This is a genomic window from Mesorhizobium sp. Pch-S, from assembly GCF_004136315.1.
Classification (GTDB): domain Bacteria; phylum Pseudomonadota; class Alphaproteobacteria; order Rhizobiales; family Rhizobiaceae; genus Mesorhizobium.
The window spans coordinates 5746671-5762459 of sequence record NZ_CP029562.1 but is presented as its reverse complement, the minus strand read 5'-3'; the positions used below and the strand labels follow the sequence as shown (position 1 = coordinate 5762459).

Below are 15789 nucleotides of genomic sequence, written 5' to 3'. Positions count from 1 at the left end.
TTCGTTTCGCGCAAACATCCTTAAGTTTACTATTCTTATGGACTTAAGGGAGGAGCGACGATGATCGAGCGTTCGCGCAATTCCGTCATCATAATTGGCGGCGGTGCCAGTGGCGTCATCCTGGCTGCGCATCTGCTGCGTTCGAACGATCCGGGCCTGCGTGTCACTGTGATCGAACGCCGCGAAAGCTTCGGCAAGGGCATGGCTTATTCCGCCGCCTTGCCCGATCACCTGCTGAACGTCGCAGCCACCAACATGAGTGCCTATCCCGACGATCCGTCCCATTATTGGCGCTGGCTTCAGGAAAAGCAGCTTGTTCAGACCGATACCGGTCCGGTTTACACATCTCGCAGCACCTATGGCCGCTATCTGCAGGACATACTCGAGCGCCTCGCCGAAGATGAGCGCACGACCGGGCGCCTGAGGTTGATAAGGCAGGAATGTACCGGCGTCGTCACGACGCCGGCCGGTGTCGAAGCGCGTCTTGCTGATGGCACCAGCCTTGTCGGTCATATAGCTGTCCTGGCCACCGGTCATGACCAGGAGCCCGCGCCCGACCAGAACTTCGCGGTCCGCATGGGTTCTGCCGACGATACGCCCCTGGATCCGGACGCGCCCGTGCTCATCCTTGGCACCGGACTGAGCATGGTCGATGCCTGGCTGACGCTCGAGCACCGGGGACACAAGGGAGAGATAACGGCCGTCTCGCGGCGTGGATTGCTGCCTTGGCCGCACCAGAAAGGCAATCCGATCAAACTGGACAGTGCCGACATTCCTCTCGGCACTGAACTGTCCTATTTCGTCGACTGGTTTCACAAACTGGTCCGCGAGACGGAAAAAGCCGGCGGCAACTGGCGTGATGTGGTCGATGGATTGAGGCCGTTCAACCAGCGGATCTGGCAAAACTGGCCATCCACCGCAAAGCGGCGGTTTCTGGAACACACCAAGGCATGGTGGGATATCCACCGCCATCGCATGCCACCACAGATCCATGCTCGCGTGAACCAGGCAGTTCGCTCCGGCCAGTTGAAGCTGCTCGCCGCACGCGTGGTCGGCACGGCCTCCGACAATGGCGACAGGCTGGTGAAACTCCTGCCCCGCAGGTCGCGAGATACAGAAACCTTGCGGGTTGCCCGCATCTACGACTGCACAGGCATCGTCAAGGATGTCTCGACCGGCTCGGTCGCGGTCATCAGGTCCCTGACCGATCGAGGCCTCGCCCGGGCTGATCCACTGCGGCTTGGCCTCGATGTGACATTGGATTGTGCCGTGATCGACCGTGGCGGCAGCGCCTCCGACCGTCTCTTTGCCGTCGGCCCGCTCACTCGCGGAACATTCTTTGAAATCGACGCAGTGCCCGACATCCGCAATCAGACTGCCAAACTCGCGGGACAACTGACGCAGCGCACGGCACCGGGTTTCCGTTAGACGCGACAGCGAAAACGGCGCGAACTTCAGTCCGCGCCGCCGTACATACCTTACTGCGGAACGTCAGTGGCTGCCGGCCGGCACCATATCGAAGCGGCCAGCCGCCACACCGGCGCTTGCCGCCCAGGCTGCCTCTCGCCGTGACGAGGAGTTCTGAACGAAGGACACCACATGTTCGAAAGCGTCGAGACCATCGGCTGTCCCGATTCCTCGGACCATGAACTCCGAAACCCCGGCATCGACGAAGCTCAGCAGCTGAAGAGCAGCCTGGGCCGGCTTTTGCGACAGGATCGACTGACCTGAGGCAGCGGTTTCCTGTCCTGCAGCGTCAAAAACAACCGGCAACGCGAAACGAACCTTGCCTTGTCGACCATGCCTCGCTGCCGCCGCACGAACCCGGCTGGCCAGCAAACGGGCCTCGTCCGGCGACATGGCAGCAAGTTCGAAGACGTCGGCATGTTTTCCCGCAACGTTCAGGGCCGTTCCGGACAATCCCGCCATGCGGATCGGCACCGCTATGCCGCGCGCACTCTTGCGCGGCACGAAGCCGCCCACGACACTGTAGAACGGCCCTTCGTGATCGATCGGTTTTTCATTCGCCCACAGGCGCTTCAAAAGCGTCAGATATTCGTCGATCCGCCGCCAGAAGGCTATATGGCTGGGCTGTCGGTCGGTATCGACCAGTCCGCGCGCAGGCACCCGAAGCGCAATCCGACCGCCGTGCCGAAGCTGCAATGCCGCCAGCCGGCGCGCTGCGGTAACGGGATCGAGTTCGCCGGCGCCGTGTGTCAGCAGAATCTGCTGTTGTTCGATTTCTCCGGCGACAGCGCGGTCGACAACATTAAGCGAGTTGCTCTGCCCGTCGGACAGCCAAGACTGAAAGCCTGCGCGCCACGCCGAAGCGGGCGTGACCCGGCTTCTGACTGCATGCCTTTCAGCGGCAGCATTTGATCGATCGGTGCTTGCAGGGGATACAAAAGTGAACACAACGCTCATCACAACTTCTCCCTTGTTGTGGTGGACAGGCGGGCGGTTCAACTCCTCTGGAATTGCAGGCGGTCACATGACCGCATCAGTTCAGGGCACAAGCCCAAAGATGAAGGCGCTTGCAAAAAGGAAAGACACGGCGAAAACCGCATAGGGCAGCAGCGCACCGCCAGCAGGCGACACAGAAATGCCACGGTGGCGGAACTTTCGTGTACCGGCCTGGGTCAGGAAATTCGCCATCGCGTCCTCCATTTCCCATTAGTCTATAAACTCAGTAGATTTTGTCGATTGCTATTTTCAAGACCGAATTGGGATGGCTTTCTCAAAAATGACCGCGATGTCGAAGATTGTTCCCCACCCGATGGATCCAGTGAATTTGGCCCATACAAAGCGGGACACGCGAGTGCCGTTGAAGCCGGATGCAATATCCGGCGCAATAATCCTAGCCTAACACGGTCGATTTTCGTATCACTCCGGCGCGCCCGAAAGGCGGCGCGATGCCCATGGAAAAGCCTCAGATGTTTGAAGACCTGCAGCCGGCGCCAACAGACAAGATTCTTGCCCTGATCGGGCTCTACCGTGCCGATCCGCGCACCGACAAAGTCGATCTCGGCGTGGGCGTCTACAAGGATCGTGACGGCAAGACGGCAGTCATGCGGGCGGTGCGCGAGGCCGAAACGCGGCTTCTGCAGAACCAGGACACAAAGACCTATCTTGGCCTTGCAGGCGATCTCGCCTTCAATGAAGTCATGACCAGGCTGGTTTTCGGTGACGGCGCCGACCTCACCCGCATCCGCGCGGCACAGGCGCCGGGCGGTTCCGGTGCGTTGCGACTGGCCGCCGAACTGCTGAAGCGTACCCGGCCAGGCGCCACGATCTGGATTTCCAATCCGACCTGGCCGAACCACATCCCCATGATGCGGGAAGCTGGTCTCACCATCGCCGAGTATCCCTATTTCGATGCGGCAAGCGGTTCGGTCCGCTTCGACGACATGCTGGCGACGCTGAAGACCGCCAAGCCGGGCGACGCGGTGTTGTTGCACGGTTGCTGCCATAACCCGACCGGCGCCAACCTCACCATCGAGCAGTGGGCCAAAGTGGCGGATCTGTTGGTGGAAGGCGGCCTGCTGCCTTTTGTCGACATTGCCTATCAGGGTTTCGGTGAAGGCCTCGAAGCTGATGCTGCCGGCCTGCGCCTTATCGCCGGCAAAGTGCCTGAAATGCTGGTCGCTTCGAGCTGTTCGAAGAATTTCGCCGTCTATCGCGATCGTGTCGGCGCCGCGATGATCCTGGCGAAGAACGGCGCGGAAGCAGACATCGCGCTGAGCCACATGCTGGCAGCGGCACGCACGCTCTATTCGATGCCGCCGGATCATGGCGCTGCTGCGGTCCGCATCGTGCTGCAGGACGAGAAGCTGCGCGCCGACTGGGAGACCGAGCTTGAGGAAATGCGCCAGCGCATGCTGCGGCTGCGCGTCGCTTTCGCGGAGGCGCTGCGCAGGCAGTCCAATTCGGACCGCTTCGATTTCGTTGCGGAGCATCGTGGCATGTTCTCGCGCCTCGGCTTGACGGAAGCGCAGGTCGATCGGCTTCGAACCGAACACGGCGTCTATATGGTGGGCGACAGCCGCATCAATGTGGCCGGCCTGCCGGAAGACGGCCTGGACAAGCTCGCCAAGGCGATTGTTTCGGTACTCGAATAGCGCGCTTCGAAATCGGAATCGATATTCGAGAAGCACAATCGACGCGCGGTGCTCCGGATGGTTCCGCGAGATTGTGGACAAGAGGCCAATGCCATTCAGCGGCATTGGCCGTTCTGCCCGATGCGGAATAGGCTCTGGCCATGAAACCATCCAAGGACATCTCCCGCCTCATCGAGATCATGGCCGCCCTGCGTGCGCCGGTCACTGGCTGCCCCTGGGACATCGAGCAGGATTTCTCGACCATCGCCCCTTATACGATCGAAGAAGCCTACGAGGTGGCCGACGCCATTGCGCGCAATGATATCGACAATCTGCGCGAGGAACTTGGCGACCTCCTGCTTCAGGTCGTCTACCACGCCCAAATGGCTGACGAACAAGGTGAATTTGCCTTCGGCGACGTGGTCGAAGGTATCACCCGCAAGATGATCCGTCGCCATCCCCATGTCTTCGGCAGCGAAGACGCCCGCAGCGCCGGAATGGCCAAGGGCATGTGGGAAAAGATCAAGGCAGAAGAAAAAGCGGAGCGCCGCGCAGAAAGGCTGGCGCGAGGCCTGGATCCGGAAGATCACGGCAAGGGTTTCCTGGATTCCGTGCCGGTTGCCCTGCCCGCGCTGACCAGGGCACTGAAGTTGCAGGAGAAAGCCGCCCGAGTCGGCTTTGACTGGAGCGAAGCCGAACCGATCCTCGACAAGATTGAAGAGGAAATCGCGGAGTTGCGCGAAGCCCTGGCCAAGCGCGATGCCGCTTCAATCAGGGATGAATTTGGCGACATGCTGTTTGCTGTCGTCAATCTCGGCCGCCATCTCAAGGTCGATTCGGAAGCTGCCCTCTCCGGTACCAACGACAAGTTCCGCAAGCGCTTCCACTATGTGGAGCAGGCACTCGACACCTCCGGCAGCAGCCTGGAGAAAGCCTCGCTGGACGAGATGGAAGCACTTTGGCAGCAAGCGAAAGGTGCCGGCTGAAAACCTGGAGCAATGCCAGCAAAGGCGCAGCGGTTTGCGTCCGGAGTTATCTAAAACAAAGAGTTGGATGAATTTCCGTGAGCACCGGAGCCGACCTAGCGGCTCCATTCGGCCCGCTGGAGCACGACACGATATCCATCCGGATCCTGGAAGGTGACGCCAACCCTGTCCCAATACGGATTGAATGATGGGATCGGGTCAAAACCCGCCGACTTCATCGAAGCGACAGCATCCTCCCACATCGTCTGATCAGGAAGATAAAAGACAAGAAGGTTATCATCCGTTGGCGCTCGACCAGCGACCTCACCGTGAGCCGTCGTGAACTCCAGATGGTAGGGAGCGTTCGGTTGCCCCAGTATGATCCCGTCAAAGCCGTCATGATCATCGAAGCGCGCCAGGACCTGAAGGCCGAGGCCGTCTCTATAAAAGCGCAGCAAAGCTTCGAGGTCGTCGGATGGCCTCGCCACCCGCATCTTGGGGAAACCGGGCATCTCAACCGCTTTTGCGTCGCAGCCGACCTTCAATCTCTTCGCGCGCGCTTTCGGTCGCCATCAGGGACAGGGAAACGCTGCCGTCTTCATTGTCCGTACGCTTGACGACATCCCCGTTGCGGTAAAGCCAGTCGACCATGCCGAGTTGCGCGGGCTGCAAGGTGATCTCGACCGACTGTAGCTCACCTGACACGCGTGTCTCGATCAGCGCCTTCAGGGCGTCGATGCCCTCGCCCGTCACCGCCGAAATGGCGATCGGCGGGCGTTTTGCATCGGTGCTTTCCGCCAGAAGGCGCTCGCGATTGCCTTCATCCAAAAGGTCTATCTTGTTCCAGACCTCGACGACACGATTGGTGTCGGCGGCATCGACGCCGAGATCGCCCAGGATGCGCTCGACGTCTTCTGCCTGCGCGGCGGTGTCCGGATCGGAGATGTCACGCAGATGGATGACCAGGTCAGCCTCCACCACCTCTTCGAGGGTGGCTCGGAAAGCGGCGACCAGATGGGTTGGCAGGTCGGAAATGAAACCCACCGTATCGGAAAGGATGATCGGTGTGCCGTGCGGCAGGCGCACCCGCCGCAATGTCGGGTCGAGCGTTGCAAACAGCATGTCCTCCGCCAGAACGCCGGCGCCGGTCAGCTTGTTGAACAGTGTCGATTTGCCTGCATTGGTGTAACCGACGATCGCAACCACCGGAAAAGGCACCTTTTTTCGCTTTGCTCGATGCAGATCACGCGTGCGCCGCACCGTCTCCAGCTCACGCTTCAGCTTGATGATCTTCTCTTGCAGCGCGCGACGGTCGGCCTCGATCTGCGTTTCACCGGGGCCGCCCAGGAAGCCGGCGCCACCGCGCTGACGCTCAAGGTGGGTCCAGGATCGCACCAGACGACCCTTCTGATAGTTGAGATGCGCCAGCTCGACCTGCAGCGTACCTTCCTTGGTACGGGCGCGTTCGCCAAAGATTTCGAGGATGAGGCCGGTCCGGTCCAGAACCTTGACGTTCAGTTCCTTCTCGAGGTTGCGCTGCTGCACCGGCGTCAGCGGATGGTCGACGATGGCGAGTTCGGCACGCTTGTCCTTGACCGCCTCGGCCAGCTCCGAAACCTTTCCCGATCCGAGCAACGTAGCCGGTCGCGGTTCAGCGACGACGGCAATCGATGCCTGCACGGGATCGAGATCGATGGCTCGCGTCAGACCAACGGCCTCTTCCAGCCGCGCCTCGGGTGAGCGTGCCAGCCGAACCCGACCGGTGTCGTCTTCCTGCCTTGTGTGATTCGGCAGCACGGGAACGACTACGAGGGCACGGGTTGCCTCTCCGGAGCCCGCGCCCTCATCATGTGCCGATTGCCCGCGGCCCTTCCGGCTCGCGTCGTCCTGCCTGGTCAATTAGCCGCCTTGGCTTTCCTCACCATCGAACATCTGAACCGGCTGGCTCGGCATGATCGTGGAAATGGCATGCTTGTAGACGAGCTGCGAATGCCCGTCGCGCCGCAGCAACACACAGAAATTGTCAAACGAGGTCACCACCCCGGTCAATTTCACGCCGTTGATGAGGAAGATTGTGAGTGGATTCTTGCTCTTGCGCACCGAGTTCAGGAACAGGTCCTGAAGATTTTGCGAACGCTCTGCCATTGTTCTTATCTTTCGCCGATCCCCTTCGGTATGCATGCCAGTGCGCCAAAATACTCGGCATATGTCAAGCTTGCAGACATGCTTGTCGTGAACAACGACAAGTAGAACGAGATGTATTGATGTCCATTCCTGTTGTGCCGGTTATCAGGCCGGACTTTTTTCCGCAACGTCAAAAAACGCCTGCCGCAACGAAAGTGTTATCGAGCCCGGATGACCATTGGCAACGGTATGTCCGTCAATGGCCACCACCGGCATGGCGATTGTCGTTGCCGAACTGATGAAGGCTTCACGCGCTTCCTTGGCTTCGGCAACGGAAAAACCGCGCTCTTCAATCTTCAGGCCAAGCTTGGCCGCAACGTCAAATATCGTCGTACGGGTGATGCCGCGCAGGATCCCATGGTCCGCAGGTCGCGTCACCAGGACACCCTCCTTCGTGACGATCCAGGCATTCGACGACCCACCTTCCTTGACGTTGTCGTTCTCGTCGACAAACCAGGCTTCCTGAGCTCCGGCTTCCTTCGCCTTCTGCTTCGCCAGCACGTTAGGCAACAGCCCGACCGACTTGATGTCGACGCGATCCCAGCGATTCTCCGGCACCGTGATGACCTTGATGCCGTCTTCCGCCCGCTTGGCCGCAAGCGCCGGATTGACCTTCCTGGCGGTCACAACGAGCGACGACATCGTGTCTGCGGGGAACAGGAAGTCACGGCTGGCGACACCACGCGTCACCTGCACATAGACCAGTCCATTGAACACCTGATTGCGCCTGACAACCTCGCGTAACACGATCTCGAGCGGCTTCCTGCCGACCGGCCATTCGATGCGAAGTTCGCGCAGGGAGCGATCAAGCCGGTCAAGATGGCGTTTCATGTCGACGATGAAACCGCGTGCCACCTCGCAGACTTCGTAGACGCCGTCGGCAAACTGGTAGCCACGATCCTCGATATGCACGGCGGCATCGCGATGGGCGACATAGCGTCCGTTGACATAAGCAATGCGCGGCATGGCGAACCCTCTGAAATATCAGGTTTTCTTACGCGATTCCGATGACCGCGTATCGGACAAATACATGGTCCAGCCGCCCCGCAACGGCTGGTCAAACACCGAGAGACTTAAGCTTTCTATGCAAGGCGGAGCGCTCCATGCCGATGAATTCGGCGGTCTTGGAGATGTTGCCGCCAAAGCGATTGATCTGGGCGATCAGGTAATCCTTCTCGAACTGTTCACGGGCCTCGCGCAAGGGCAGCGCCATGATGTGCTGGTCCGACTGGTTGGGGGTGCGTGGCATCACATCGCCAATTTCCGACGGCAGCAGGTCGGCGGTGATCGGTGCCTCGACATCGTCGCCGCGCGCCAGGATCATCAGCCGTTCGATGTTGTTGCGCAGCTGGCGCACATTGCCTGGCCAGTTGTGCGCCTGAAGCACTGCCATCGCGTCGTCGCCGATGCGGCGCGCTTTGATCCCCGCCTGCCTCGCGATCTGCTTGACGAAGGTATCGACCAGATAGGGAATGTCCTCGCGTCGCTCCGCAAGTCCGGGCACCGCCACAGGCACGACAGCCAGGCGATGATAAAGGTCTTCGCGGAAGCGGCCCTCGGCAATCATGGCTTCGAGGTTTTGCGCGGTTGACGAGATGATGCGCACATCGACCTTGACGCGCTTGGTACCCCCCACCCGTTCGAACTGCTGCTCGACCAGCACGCGCAGGATCTTGTTCTGCGTCTCGCGCGGCATATCGGCGACTTCATCGATGTAGAGGATGCCGCGATGTGCTTCCTCCAGGGCCCCGACCTTGCGCTCGGTGCCATTCGATTCGGTACCGAACAGTTCGATCTCCATGCGCTCGGGCGTGATGTTGGCCGCGCTCAGGGTGACAAACGGCCCGCTCTTGCGTGCCGACAAGGCATGGATGGCTCTCGCCGCCAGTTCCTTGCCCGAGCCCGATGGTCCCATGATCATGATACGGCTGTTGGTCGGTGCGACACGCTCTATGGTCTGCCGCAACTGACTCATCGCCGACGACATGCCGATCAGGTCGAATGTTTCGCCGCTGCGCTGTTTGAGGTCGGAAACCTCGCGCCTCAGTTTCGAGGTCTCCAGCGCACGCTCCGCGACGAGGATCAGCCGGTCCGCCTTGAACGGCTTTTCGATGAAATCATATGCGCCCCGACGGATGGCCGACACCGCGGTTTCGATGTTGCCGTGACCGGAAATCATCACCACTGGCAGGTTGGGATGCAGGGTCTTGATTTCATCGAGCAGGGCCAGGCCGTCGAGCCGCGAGCCCTGCAGCCAGATGTCGAGGAAGATGAGGCGCGGCGCGCGGTCAGCGATCGCGGCCAGCGCGCTGTCCGCGTCGTGCGCCGTGCGGGTTTCGTGGCCTTCGTCGCTCAGGATACCCGCCACCAGTTCACGGATGTCTTCTTCGTCGTCGACGATCAGAATATCAGACGCCATTACCGACCTTCTCAGTTTCTCGTTCGTTTTCCACCAGTTCCCGGCCACGTGGTGCCGTACCGGCGGGAAGGATGATGCTGATCATGGCTCCTCGCCCACCGTGGAAGTCGGCAGGGGCGTCGTGCAGCTCAAGCCGCCCGCCATGGTCTTCCACGATCTTTTTGACGATCGCGAGGCCAAGCCCGGTGCCTTTCTCGCGCGTCGTCATATATGGCTCGAGCAGCCGACCCCGGTTTTCACGCGGAAGCCCCTTGCCGTTGTCGATCACATCGACCCGGATCGAACCGTCGACATACGCTGCCTGGACACGGATCACACCTTTTTCACCGGGTGCCCGTTCGAGCCCTTCCATGGCCTCGGCGGCGTTCTTGATGACATTGCCGAATGCTTGCGACAGCAGTCGGTTGTCGAAGGTGCCTTTGAGCGGCTCGTCACCAAAGGAACGTTCGAATGCGATGTCGGACCGGCTGACTTCCACCAGGAACGAGGCTTCGCGCAACGGCTCGCGCAAATCGATCGCTTTCATTTCCGGCTTGGGCATGCGCGCAAACGACGAGAACTCGTCGACCATGCGCCCGATATCCTCGACCTGCCGGATGATGGTGTCCGTGCATTGGTCGAAGACTTCACGATCTTCGGTGATCACTTTGCCATAACGACGCCGGATGCGTTCGGCCGAAAGCTGGATCGGCGTCAGCGGATTCTTGATTTCGTGAGCAATGCGCCGGGCAACGTCGGCCCAGGCAGAGGTGCGTTGTGCCGTCACGAGATCGGTGATGTCGTCCACGGTCACGACGTAGGACTTCTCACCCTCATAGGCCTCGTCCTGGTCTTCCTCGATCGTCACCTGGACATTGAAAGTCCGCTCTGAACCAGCGCGGAAGAAGGTCACCTGCTCGCGATAGACCGGTTTGCCGGATTTGCGGCCGATCTCCAGCACGCGCCCGACATGCGGCAGCACAGCGGACAGATTCTGTCCCAGCGCAGTCTCGGACGACATCGCCAGCATCGCCTCGGCGGACTTGTTGACAATGGTGATGGTGCCGAAGGGATCGACACCAACGACGCCCGAGGTCACCCCCGCCAGAACGGCTTCCGAGAACCGGAGCCGTTCATCGGCCAGATCCTTGGCGGTCAGGATTTCATTGCGCTGGGATTTCAACTCCAGCAGCATCTTGTTGAAGGTATCCCCCAGATGCGCAACGTCACCGTCCGAATTGCGGACCGGCACCGAGACATCGAGATTTCCGGTCGCCACCTCGTCGGCTGCGCCGATCAGCTGACGGATAGGGCGCACCAGGCGATCCGCCACGGCGATACCGGTCCAGATCGCGGATAGGATGACGATGAGCGTCAGCGACATGTAGGGCAGTGCAAATGCGACCTGTGAGAACCCTCGATTGGTTTCGAGTCCGCGATACTCCGCGGTGTTTGCCCTCACGATCTCCCGCGCCCTGATCACCTCCGGATCGACCACGCGAATGGTGTAGAGATAAAGCCCCTCGATCTCCTTCAGCTTGATGATCGCGCCCATGATGTTGCGCGTGCGCGGCTCGATCAGCAGCGGCTTGCCGTCCACCGCCTGCTTGACGGCCCCATCGGGTGGCCCCGGCATGGGGAAGTCTGCGCCTGTCTTGGCGCTCATCACGAAGGAGCCGTCCTCCTTGACCAGTGCGGCATGAGCCAGACCGCGGCCGATCGCTTCCTTGTTCATCAGGTCCAGGAAGCCGCCTCTGTCGAGCCCGTAGAGCGTGCGCGAGCTGTCCAGGTCATAAGCCATGGACAAGGTCGTGCCCTGCAGGTTGCGGGCATTTTCCTGGACATAGGCTTCCGCGATCGAAAGCGACGAATTGATGATGGTTTTGGTGCGGATCTCGAACCAGCGATCGAGACCGATGTTCAGCGTGATGGCCGCAATGATCGCCACCAGGATCGCCGGAACCGCAGCGACCAGCGCAAACATCAGGACAATGCGTACATGCAGGCGAGACGCGGCCTTGCCGACGCGACGAGCCATGATGATTCGCCTGGCTTCTCGAGCAACGAGCGCCACCAGGAAGAAAATGAACAGTGCATTGAGGCCGATCAGCCACAATGTCGTTGTCCGATCAGGCGTGATCGGTGTCGCACCGACCAGGATGGCGAAGGAAACCGCGGCCGTCAGCAGGGCGCCGATGATCGCGAGGATGCCGGGAAGCGCCATCAGCCGCCTGGCCTCCTGCACACCGGATCTCCGAAACAATGGTCCGCTCAATGGTATGGCCTGCTCAGCCATTTCGCCGCTTGCTGTCATGGTTGCGTAGCATCTATGCAACGCATTGTGGCGAATATGCAACAAGACGTCTGATCACAAAAATCTTTCGACGTCTCATCAACTGGTTTTTGATGGACTAGTACGATTGGGCCGTCGCGGGATCGGACTAGCCCTGCCGCGCCCCGCGGTAGACGTTGACGCCAAGATCGCGAATCTTCTTGCGCAGCGTGTTGCGATTGAGGCCGAGCAGGTCGGCAGCACGGATCTGGTTGCCACGCGTCGCGGTCATCGCAGCCAGCACGAGCGGATGTTCGACCTCCTCCAGAATGCGCTGATACAGCCCTGATGGCGGCAACTCATCGCCGAAGGACGTGAAATAGCGCTGAAGGTAGTGCTCGACGGCCTGACTGATGGACAGGTCGTCGGGGATCAGGACATTGGCATTGGGAACGGCAGGGGCCTCCCCGGTCTTCAGTTCTGCATCGATGATCTCGGCTGAGATCTCGTCCTGCGGATAAAGCGCTGCCAGCCTCCGCACCAGATTTTCCAGTTCGCGAACGTTGCCTGGCCAGGGATAGCGCTTCATCAATTCCACACCGGCAGGCGCGATGCGCTTGGCCTGCAGCCCTTCCTTGGCACCGAGCTTGAAGAAATGCCGTACAAGGTCTGGTATGTCCTCGGCGCGTTCGCGCAGCCCTGGAAGCCTCAGCGGCACGACGTTGAGACGGTAGAACAGGTCTTCGCGAAACAGCCCCTGATTGATCAGCGTGCGCAGATCCTTGTTGGTGGCTGCCACGATGCGCACATCCGTCTTGATCGGCGTGCGCCCTCCCACGGTCGTATATTCGCCCTGCTGCAACACACGCAGCAGCCTGGTCTGCGCCTCCATCGGCATGTCGCCGATCTCATCGAGGAACAGCGTGCCACCCTCGGCCTGCTCGAAACGACCGGTGGAACGGTTCTGCGCGCCGGTGAAAGCGCCCTTCTCATGGCCGAACAGCTCCGATTCGATCAGATCACGCGGGATGGCGGCCATGTTGATGGCGACGAACGGCCCACCTCGCCGGCGGCCATATTCGTGCAGGGCACGCGCCACCAGTTCCTTGCCGGTACCGGACTCACCGCTGATCATGACGGTCAGATCGGTCTGCATCATGCGGGCAAGCATGCGGTAGATGTCCTGCATGGCTGCCGAGCGACCGACGAGCGGCATCGTTTCAGGCTGATCGTCGGGACGGACATCGGCCTTGGGGCGACGTGGCTCGGCCATCGCCCGGGCGACGATGTTGAGCAGTTCGGTCAGATCGAACGGCTTCGGCAGATATTCATAGGCACCGGTCTCGGAGGCACGGATCGCGGTCATGAAGGTGTTCTGAGCGCTCATGACGACGACCGGCAGTTCCGGCCGTGCCTTCTTGATGCGGGGCAGCATGTCGAAGGCGTTTTCATCCGGCATCACCACATCGGTAATGACAATGTCACCCTCGCCTGCTGCAACCCAACGCCACAGCGTGGAGGCGTTGGATGTGACCCGCACCTCATGTCCGGCACGCGACAGCGCCTGGTTGAGCACGGTGCGGATCGCCGCGTCATCATCGGCGACGAGAATGGTGCCGCGCGTACTCATGGACGGTATCCTTCATGGCTTTCTGCTGTCGGCTCCTTCCAGGCAGGCAGGAGCACGCGGAAGGTGGTGCCACGTGGCGTCGACTCACACTCGATGATGCCGCCATGTTCGCCAACGATCTTGGCGACCAAAGCCAGCCCCAGTCCGGAACCGTTCGGCTTCGTCGTGATGAATGGATCGAACAGGATCGGCAGAATATCCTCCGACACCCCTGAACCATTGTCGTGCACGCAGAATTCCAGCGGCAACGACACACGGTCCTGGGTTCCAGGCACCGAGACACGGATGCCAGGGCGAAAAGCGGTGGTCAGAGTGATCTCGCCGAGCGGATCCGAACCAATCGCCTCCGCGGCGTTCTTGACGAGATTCAGAAACACCTGAATGAGTTGGTCACGGTTGCCGTAAACCGAAGGCAGCGAAGGATCATAGTCTTCTATAATTTTGATTCTATTAGCGAAACCATTTCTCGCAATTGCCTTCACATGATCGAGGACGACGTGAATATTGACCGGATACCGGTCGATCGGTCGCTCATCGGAAAACACCTCCATGCGATCGACCAGCGATACGATCCGGTCGGTCTCGTCCGTGATCAGCCGCGTCAGCGCACGATCCTCATCCGAAGCGGAAAGTTCGAGCAACTGTGCAGCACCACGGATACCCGAGAGTGGGTTCTTGATCTCATGCGCCAGCATTGCCGCCAGGCCGGTGACGGAACGTGCCGCGCCACGATGTGTCATCTGCCGATCGATCTTGTCGGCCATCGAACGTTCCTGGAACATCACCACCACCGAATCCGGAAATTCCGGCACTGGCGCGGCATAGAGATCGACAACCTTCTCGATGCCGAGACGCGGTGAGGAAACATCGACGCGATATTCATTGACCGGTGTGCGCCGGTCGCGAACCTGATCCACAAGAGCCAGCAAAGGGCTGCCAAAGGGGATGAGTTTGGCCAAGGTGTTGCGTGCCAGCATGGTCGCGCTGGAGCGAAAGAAGTCCTCGGCATCGGCGTTGGCGTAGGTGATGTGGCCTTCTGGCCCGACCATGATCACCGGGCGGCGAATTGTATTGAGAAGAATCTGCGCGGCGTCGGCCATATCCGCGACTGCGGTCGTCGCGATGGTCATGCCGCGCTCCTGATTTCACCAAACTGCATGCTGTCCGAAAACACCGCACGCAACAGCTTCACGACACTGGCAGGCTCGAACGAAGTCAGTATGTCTTTGCGCAGAGGCGCCGGCGTCGCTCCCGCGTGTCGATCCAGATACCAGCCGAGATGTTTCCTGGCCTGCCTCAGCCCGCTCTCGATCCCGTAAAGGGCAAGCATGTCTTCATAGTGCTCGACGACATAGTCGCCGAATTCAGCGCCTGCCTTTGGCAGGCCTGATACTTCGATCCCGGCGGCAGCGGCCGCGATGGAGCCCGCGGTCCATGGCGCACCGTAGTGACTGCGGCCGGCCATCACGGCATCTGCGCCGGATTGTTCGAGGATCGCGACCGCGTCGGCTGGCGTCGCGACATCACCATTGGCAACGACAGGTATCGAGACGGCTTCCTTGACGCGTGCGATCGCGCGCCAATCGGCCTTGCCCTGATAGAACTGGCATCGGGTGCGGCCATGGATGGTTACCATGCTCACCCCGGCCTGCTCCGCGCGGCGGGCCAGCATCGGCGCGTTCAAGGCTTCCTCATCCCACCCCAGCCGCATCTTCACCGTAACCGGCACCTTCACCGCATCGATCACCGCCTCGATCAAGGTCAGCGCGTGGTCGAGGTCGCGCATCAACGCCGAGCCGGCATAGCCGCCGGTTACCTTCTTGGCCGGGCAGCCCATATTGATGTCGATGATGTCAGCGCCCTCGCCCGCGGCAATGCGCGCAGCTTCCGCCATATGCAGCGCTTCGCGCCCGGCAAGCTGCACCATATGGACCGGCAAACCGGAATGGCGGATGCGCAGGTCGAACCCTTCCCGGCCGCGGGCGAGTTCACCGCTCGCCACCATTTCGGAAACCACGAGACCCGCCCCATGCGCATAAGCGCGCTTGCGAAACGGCTCGTCAGTGATCCCGGACATCGGCGCCAGGAAAACACGATTGCGTACAGCGACCCCGCCGACAACGAGCGGCGAGGCGAGCTTATCTGGACTGGTCATGCACAAAAACCAAGCAATGTCTGTCTTTGCCTATTCACTAGCCAGATCGGGATGATTGTGCAATGCAGAATGAACATGCATTGCGGCT

Annotated in this window: 14 protein-coding genes; 3 read left to right on the top strand and 11 right to left on the bottom strand. The window is 60.6% G+C overall.

What is annotated here, in order from left to right; genetic code table 11:
- Positions 1-60: 60 nt before the first annotated feature.
- A complete protein-coding gene (locus C1M53_RS27215; RefSeq protein WP_129415168.1) occupies positions 61-1428 on the top strand; it encodes an FAD-dependent oxidoreductase in 1368 nt (455 codons plus the stop codon).
- A gap of 63 nt (positions 1429-1491) precedes the next feature.
- Here C1M53_RS27215 and C1M53_RS27210 read toward each other — a convergent pair whose 3' ends face one another.
- Both C1M53_RS27210 and C1M53_RS31800 read right to left on the bottom strand, forming a co-directional pair.
- The gene (locus C1M53_RS27210) at positions 1492-2424 is read right to left on the bottom strand and encodes an LLM class flavin-dependent oxidoreductase (RefSeq protein ID WP_129415166.1); all 933 of its coding nucleotides are present in this window, start codon (positions 2422-2424) and stop codon (positions 1492-1494) included.
- An 81-nt stretch (positions 2425-2505) separates the two neighbouring features.
- Positions 2506-2655, bottom strand: a complete 150-nt coding sequence (locus tag C1M53_RS31800) for a hypothetical protein (protein ID WP_165358249.1) — start codon at positions 2653-2655, stop codon at positions 2506-2508.
- 278 nt (positions 2656-2933) lie between these two features.
- Here C1M53_RS31800 and C1M53_RS27205 point away from each other — a divergent pair, with 278 nt between their 5' ends.
- Both C1M53_RS27205 and mazG read left to right on the top strand, forming a co-directional pair.
- The gene (locus tag C1M53_RS27205; RefSeq protein ID WP_129415164.1) at positions 2934-4118 is read left to right on the top strand and encodes an amino acid aminotransferase; all 1185 of its coding nucleotides are present in this window, start codon (positions 2934-2936) and stop codon (positions 4116-4118) included.
- Between the two features lie 140 nt (positions 4119-4258).
- Positions 4259-5083 (top strand): nucleoside triphosphate pyrophosphohydrolase, encoded by an 825-nt coding sequence (gene mazG, locus C1M53_RS27200; RefSeq protein ID WP_129415163.1) that lies wholly within the window; start codon positions 4259-4261, stop codon positions 5081-5083.
- A gap of 95 nt (positions 5084-5178) precedes the next feature.
- On the opposite strand, the gene C1M53_RS27195 is transcribed toward mazG, so the two are convergent.
- From C1M53_RS27195 to dusB, 9 genes are all read right to left on the bottom strand, one after another.
- Entirely contained in the window at positions 5179-5607 is a 429-nt protein-coding gene (locus C1M53_RS27195) for a VOC family protein (protein ID WP_245488306.1), read from the bottom strand.
- The gene (gene hflX, locus C1M53_RS27190) at positions 5576-6961 is read right to left on the bottom strand and encodes a GTPase HflX (protein WP_129415161.1); all 1386 of its coding nucleotides are present in this window, start codon (positions 6959-6961) and stop codon (positions 5576-5578) included. Before hflX ends, C1M53_RS27195 begins: the two co-directional genes overlap by 32 nt.
- On the bottom strand, positions 6962-7207 hold the full coding sequence (gene hfq / locus C1M53_RS27185; protein ID WP_018428055.1) for an RNA chaperone Hfq: 246 nt from the start codon (positions 7205-7207) through the stop codon (positions 6962-6964).
- A gap of 144 nt (positions 7208-7351) precedes the next feature.
- Entirely contained in the window at positions 7352-8212 is an 861-nt protein-coding gene (locus C1M53_RS27180) for a D-amino-acid transaminase (RefSeq protein ID WP_129415157.1), read from the bottom strand.
- A 91-nt stretch (positions 8213-8303) separates the two neighbouring features.
- Entirely contained in the window at positions 8304-9665 is a 1362-nt protein-coding gene (locus tag C1M53_RS27175) for a sigma-54 dependent transcriptional regulator (RefSeq protein ID WP_129415155.1), read from the bottom strand.
- Positions 9655-11940, bottom strand: coding sequence for a PAS domain-containing sensor histidine kinase (locus tag C1M53_RS27170; RefSeq protein WP_165358248.1), 2286 nt, complete (start codon positions 11938-11940; stop codon positions 9655-9657). The genes C1M53_RS27175 and C1M53_RS27170 overlap by 11 nt, the downstream gene beginning before the upstream one ends.
- Positions 11941-12085: 145 nt before the next feature.
- Positions 12086-13546: a nitrogen regulation protein NR(I) gene (gene ntrC / locus C1M53_RS27165; RefSeq protein ID WP_129415151.1), complete on the bottom strand. Its 1461-nt coding sequence runs from the start codon at positions 13544-13546 to the stop codon at positions 12086-12088.
- On the bottom strand, positions 13543-14676 hold the full coding sequence (locus tag C1M53_RS27160; RefSeq protein ID WP_129415149.1) for a nitrogen regulation protein NR(II): 1134 nt from the start codon (positions 14674-14676) through the stop codon (positions 13543-13545). Before C1M53_RS27160 ends, ntrC begins: the two co-directional genes overlap by 4 nt.
- Positions 14673-15701, bottom strand: a complete 1029-nt coding sequence (dusB, locus tag C1M53_RS27155) for a tRNA dihydrouridine synthase DusB (protein ID WP_129415147.1) — start codon at positions 15699-15701, stop codon at positions 14673-14675. The genes C1M53_RS27160 and dusB overlap by 4 nt, the downstream gene beginning before the upstream one ends.
- Between the last annotated feature and the right edge of the window lie 88 nt (positions 15702-15789).

Bases quoted from the DNA above. Each gene is read 5' to 3' on its own strand.
- C1M53_RS27215 (WP_129415168.1), top strand. From the start codon at position 61: ATGATCGAGCGTTCGCGCAATTCCGTCATCATAATTGGCGGCGGTGCC.
- C1M53_RS27210 (WP_129415166.1), bottom strand. From the start codon at position 2,424: ATGAGCGTTGTGTTCACTTTTGTATCCCCTGCAAGCACCGATCGATCA.
- C1M53_RS31800 (WP_165358249.1), bottom strand. From the start codon at position 2,655: ATGGCGAATTTCCTGACCCAGGCCGGTACACGAAAGTTCCGCCACCGT.
- C1M53_RS27205 (WP_129415164.1), top strand. From the start codon at position 2,934: ATGTTTGAAGACCTGCAGCCGGCGCCAACAGACAAGATTCTTGCCCTG.
- mazG (WP_129415163.1), top strand. From the start codon at position 4,259: ATGAAACCATCCAAGGACATCTCCCGCCTCATCGAGATCATGGCCGCC.
- hfq (WP_018428055.1), bottom strand. From the start codon at position 7,207: ATGGCAGAGCGTTCGCAAAATCTTCAGGACCTGTTCCTGAACTCGGTG.
- C1M53_RS27180 (WP_129415157.1), bottom strand. From the start codon at position 8,212: ATGCCGCGCATTGCTTATGTCAACGGACGCTATGTCGCCCATCGCGAT.
- C1M53_RS27175 (WP_129415155.1), bottom strand. From the start codon at position 9,665: ATGGCGTCTGATATTCTGATCGTCGACGACGAAGAAGACATCCGTGAA.
- C1M53_RS27170 (WP_165358248.1), bottom strand. From the start codon at position 11,940: ATGGCTGAGCAGGCCATACCATTGAGCGGACCATTGTTTCGGAGATCC.
- ntrC (WP_129415151.1), bottom strand. From the start codon at position 13,546: ATGAGTACGCGCGGCACCATTCTCGTCGCCGATGATGACGCGGCGATC.
- C1M53_RS27160 (WP_129415149.1), bottom strand. From the start codon at position 14,676: ATGACCATCGCGACGACCGCAGTCGCGGATATGGCCGACGCCGCGCAG.
- dusB (WP_129415147.1), bottom strand. From the start codon at position 15,701: ATGACCAGTCCAGATAAGCTCGCCTCGCCGCTCGTTGTCGGCGGGGTC.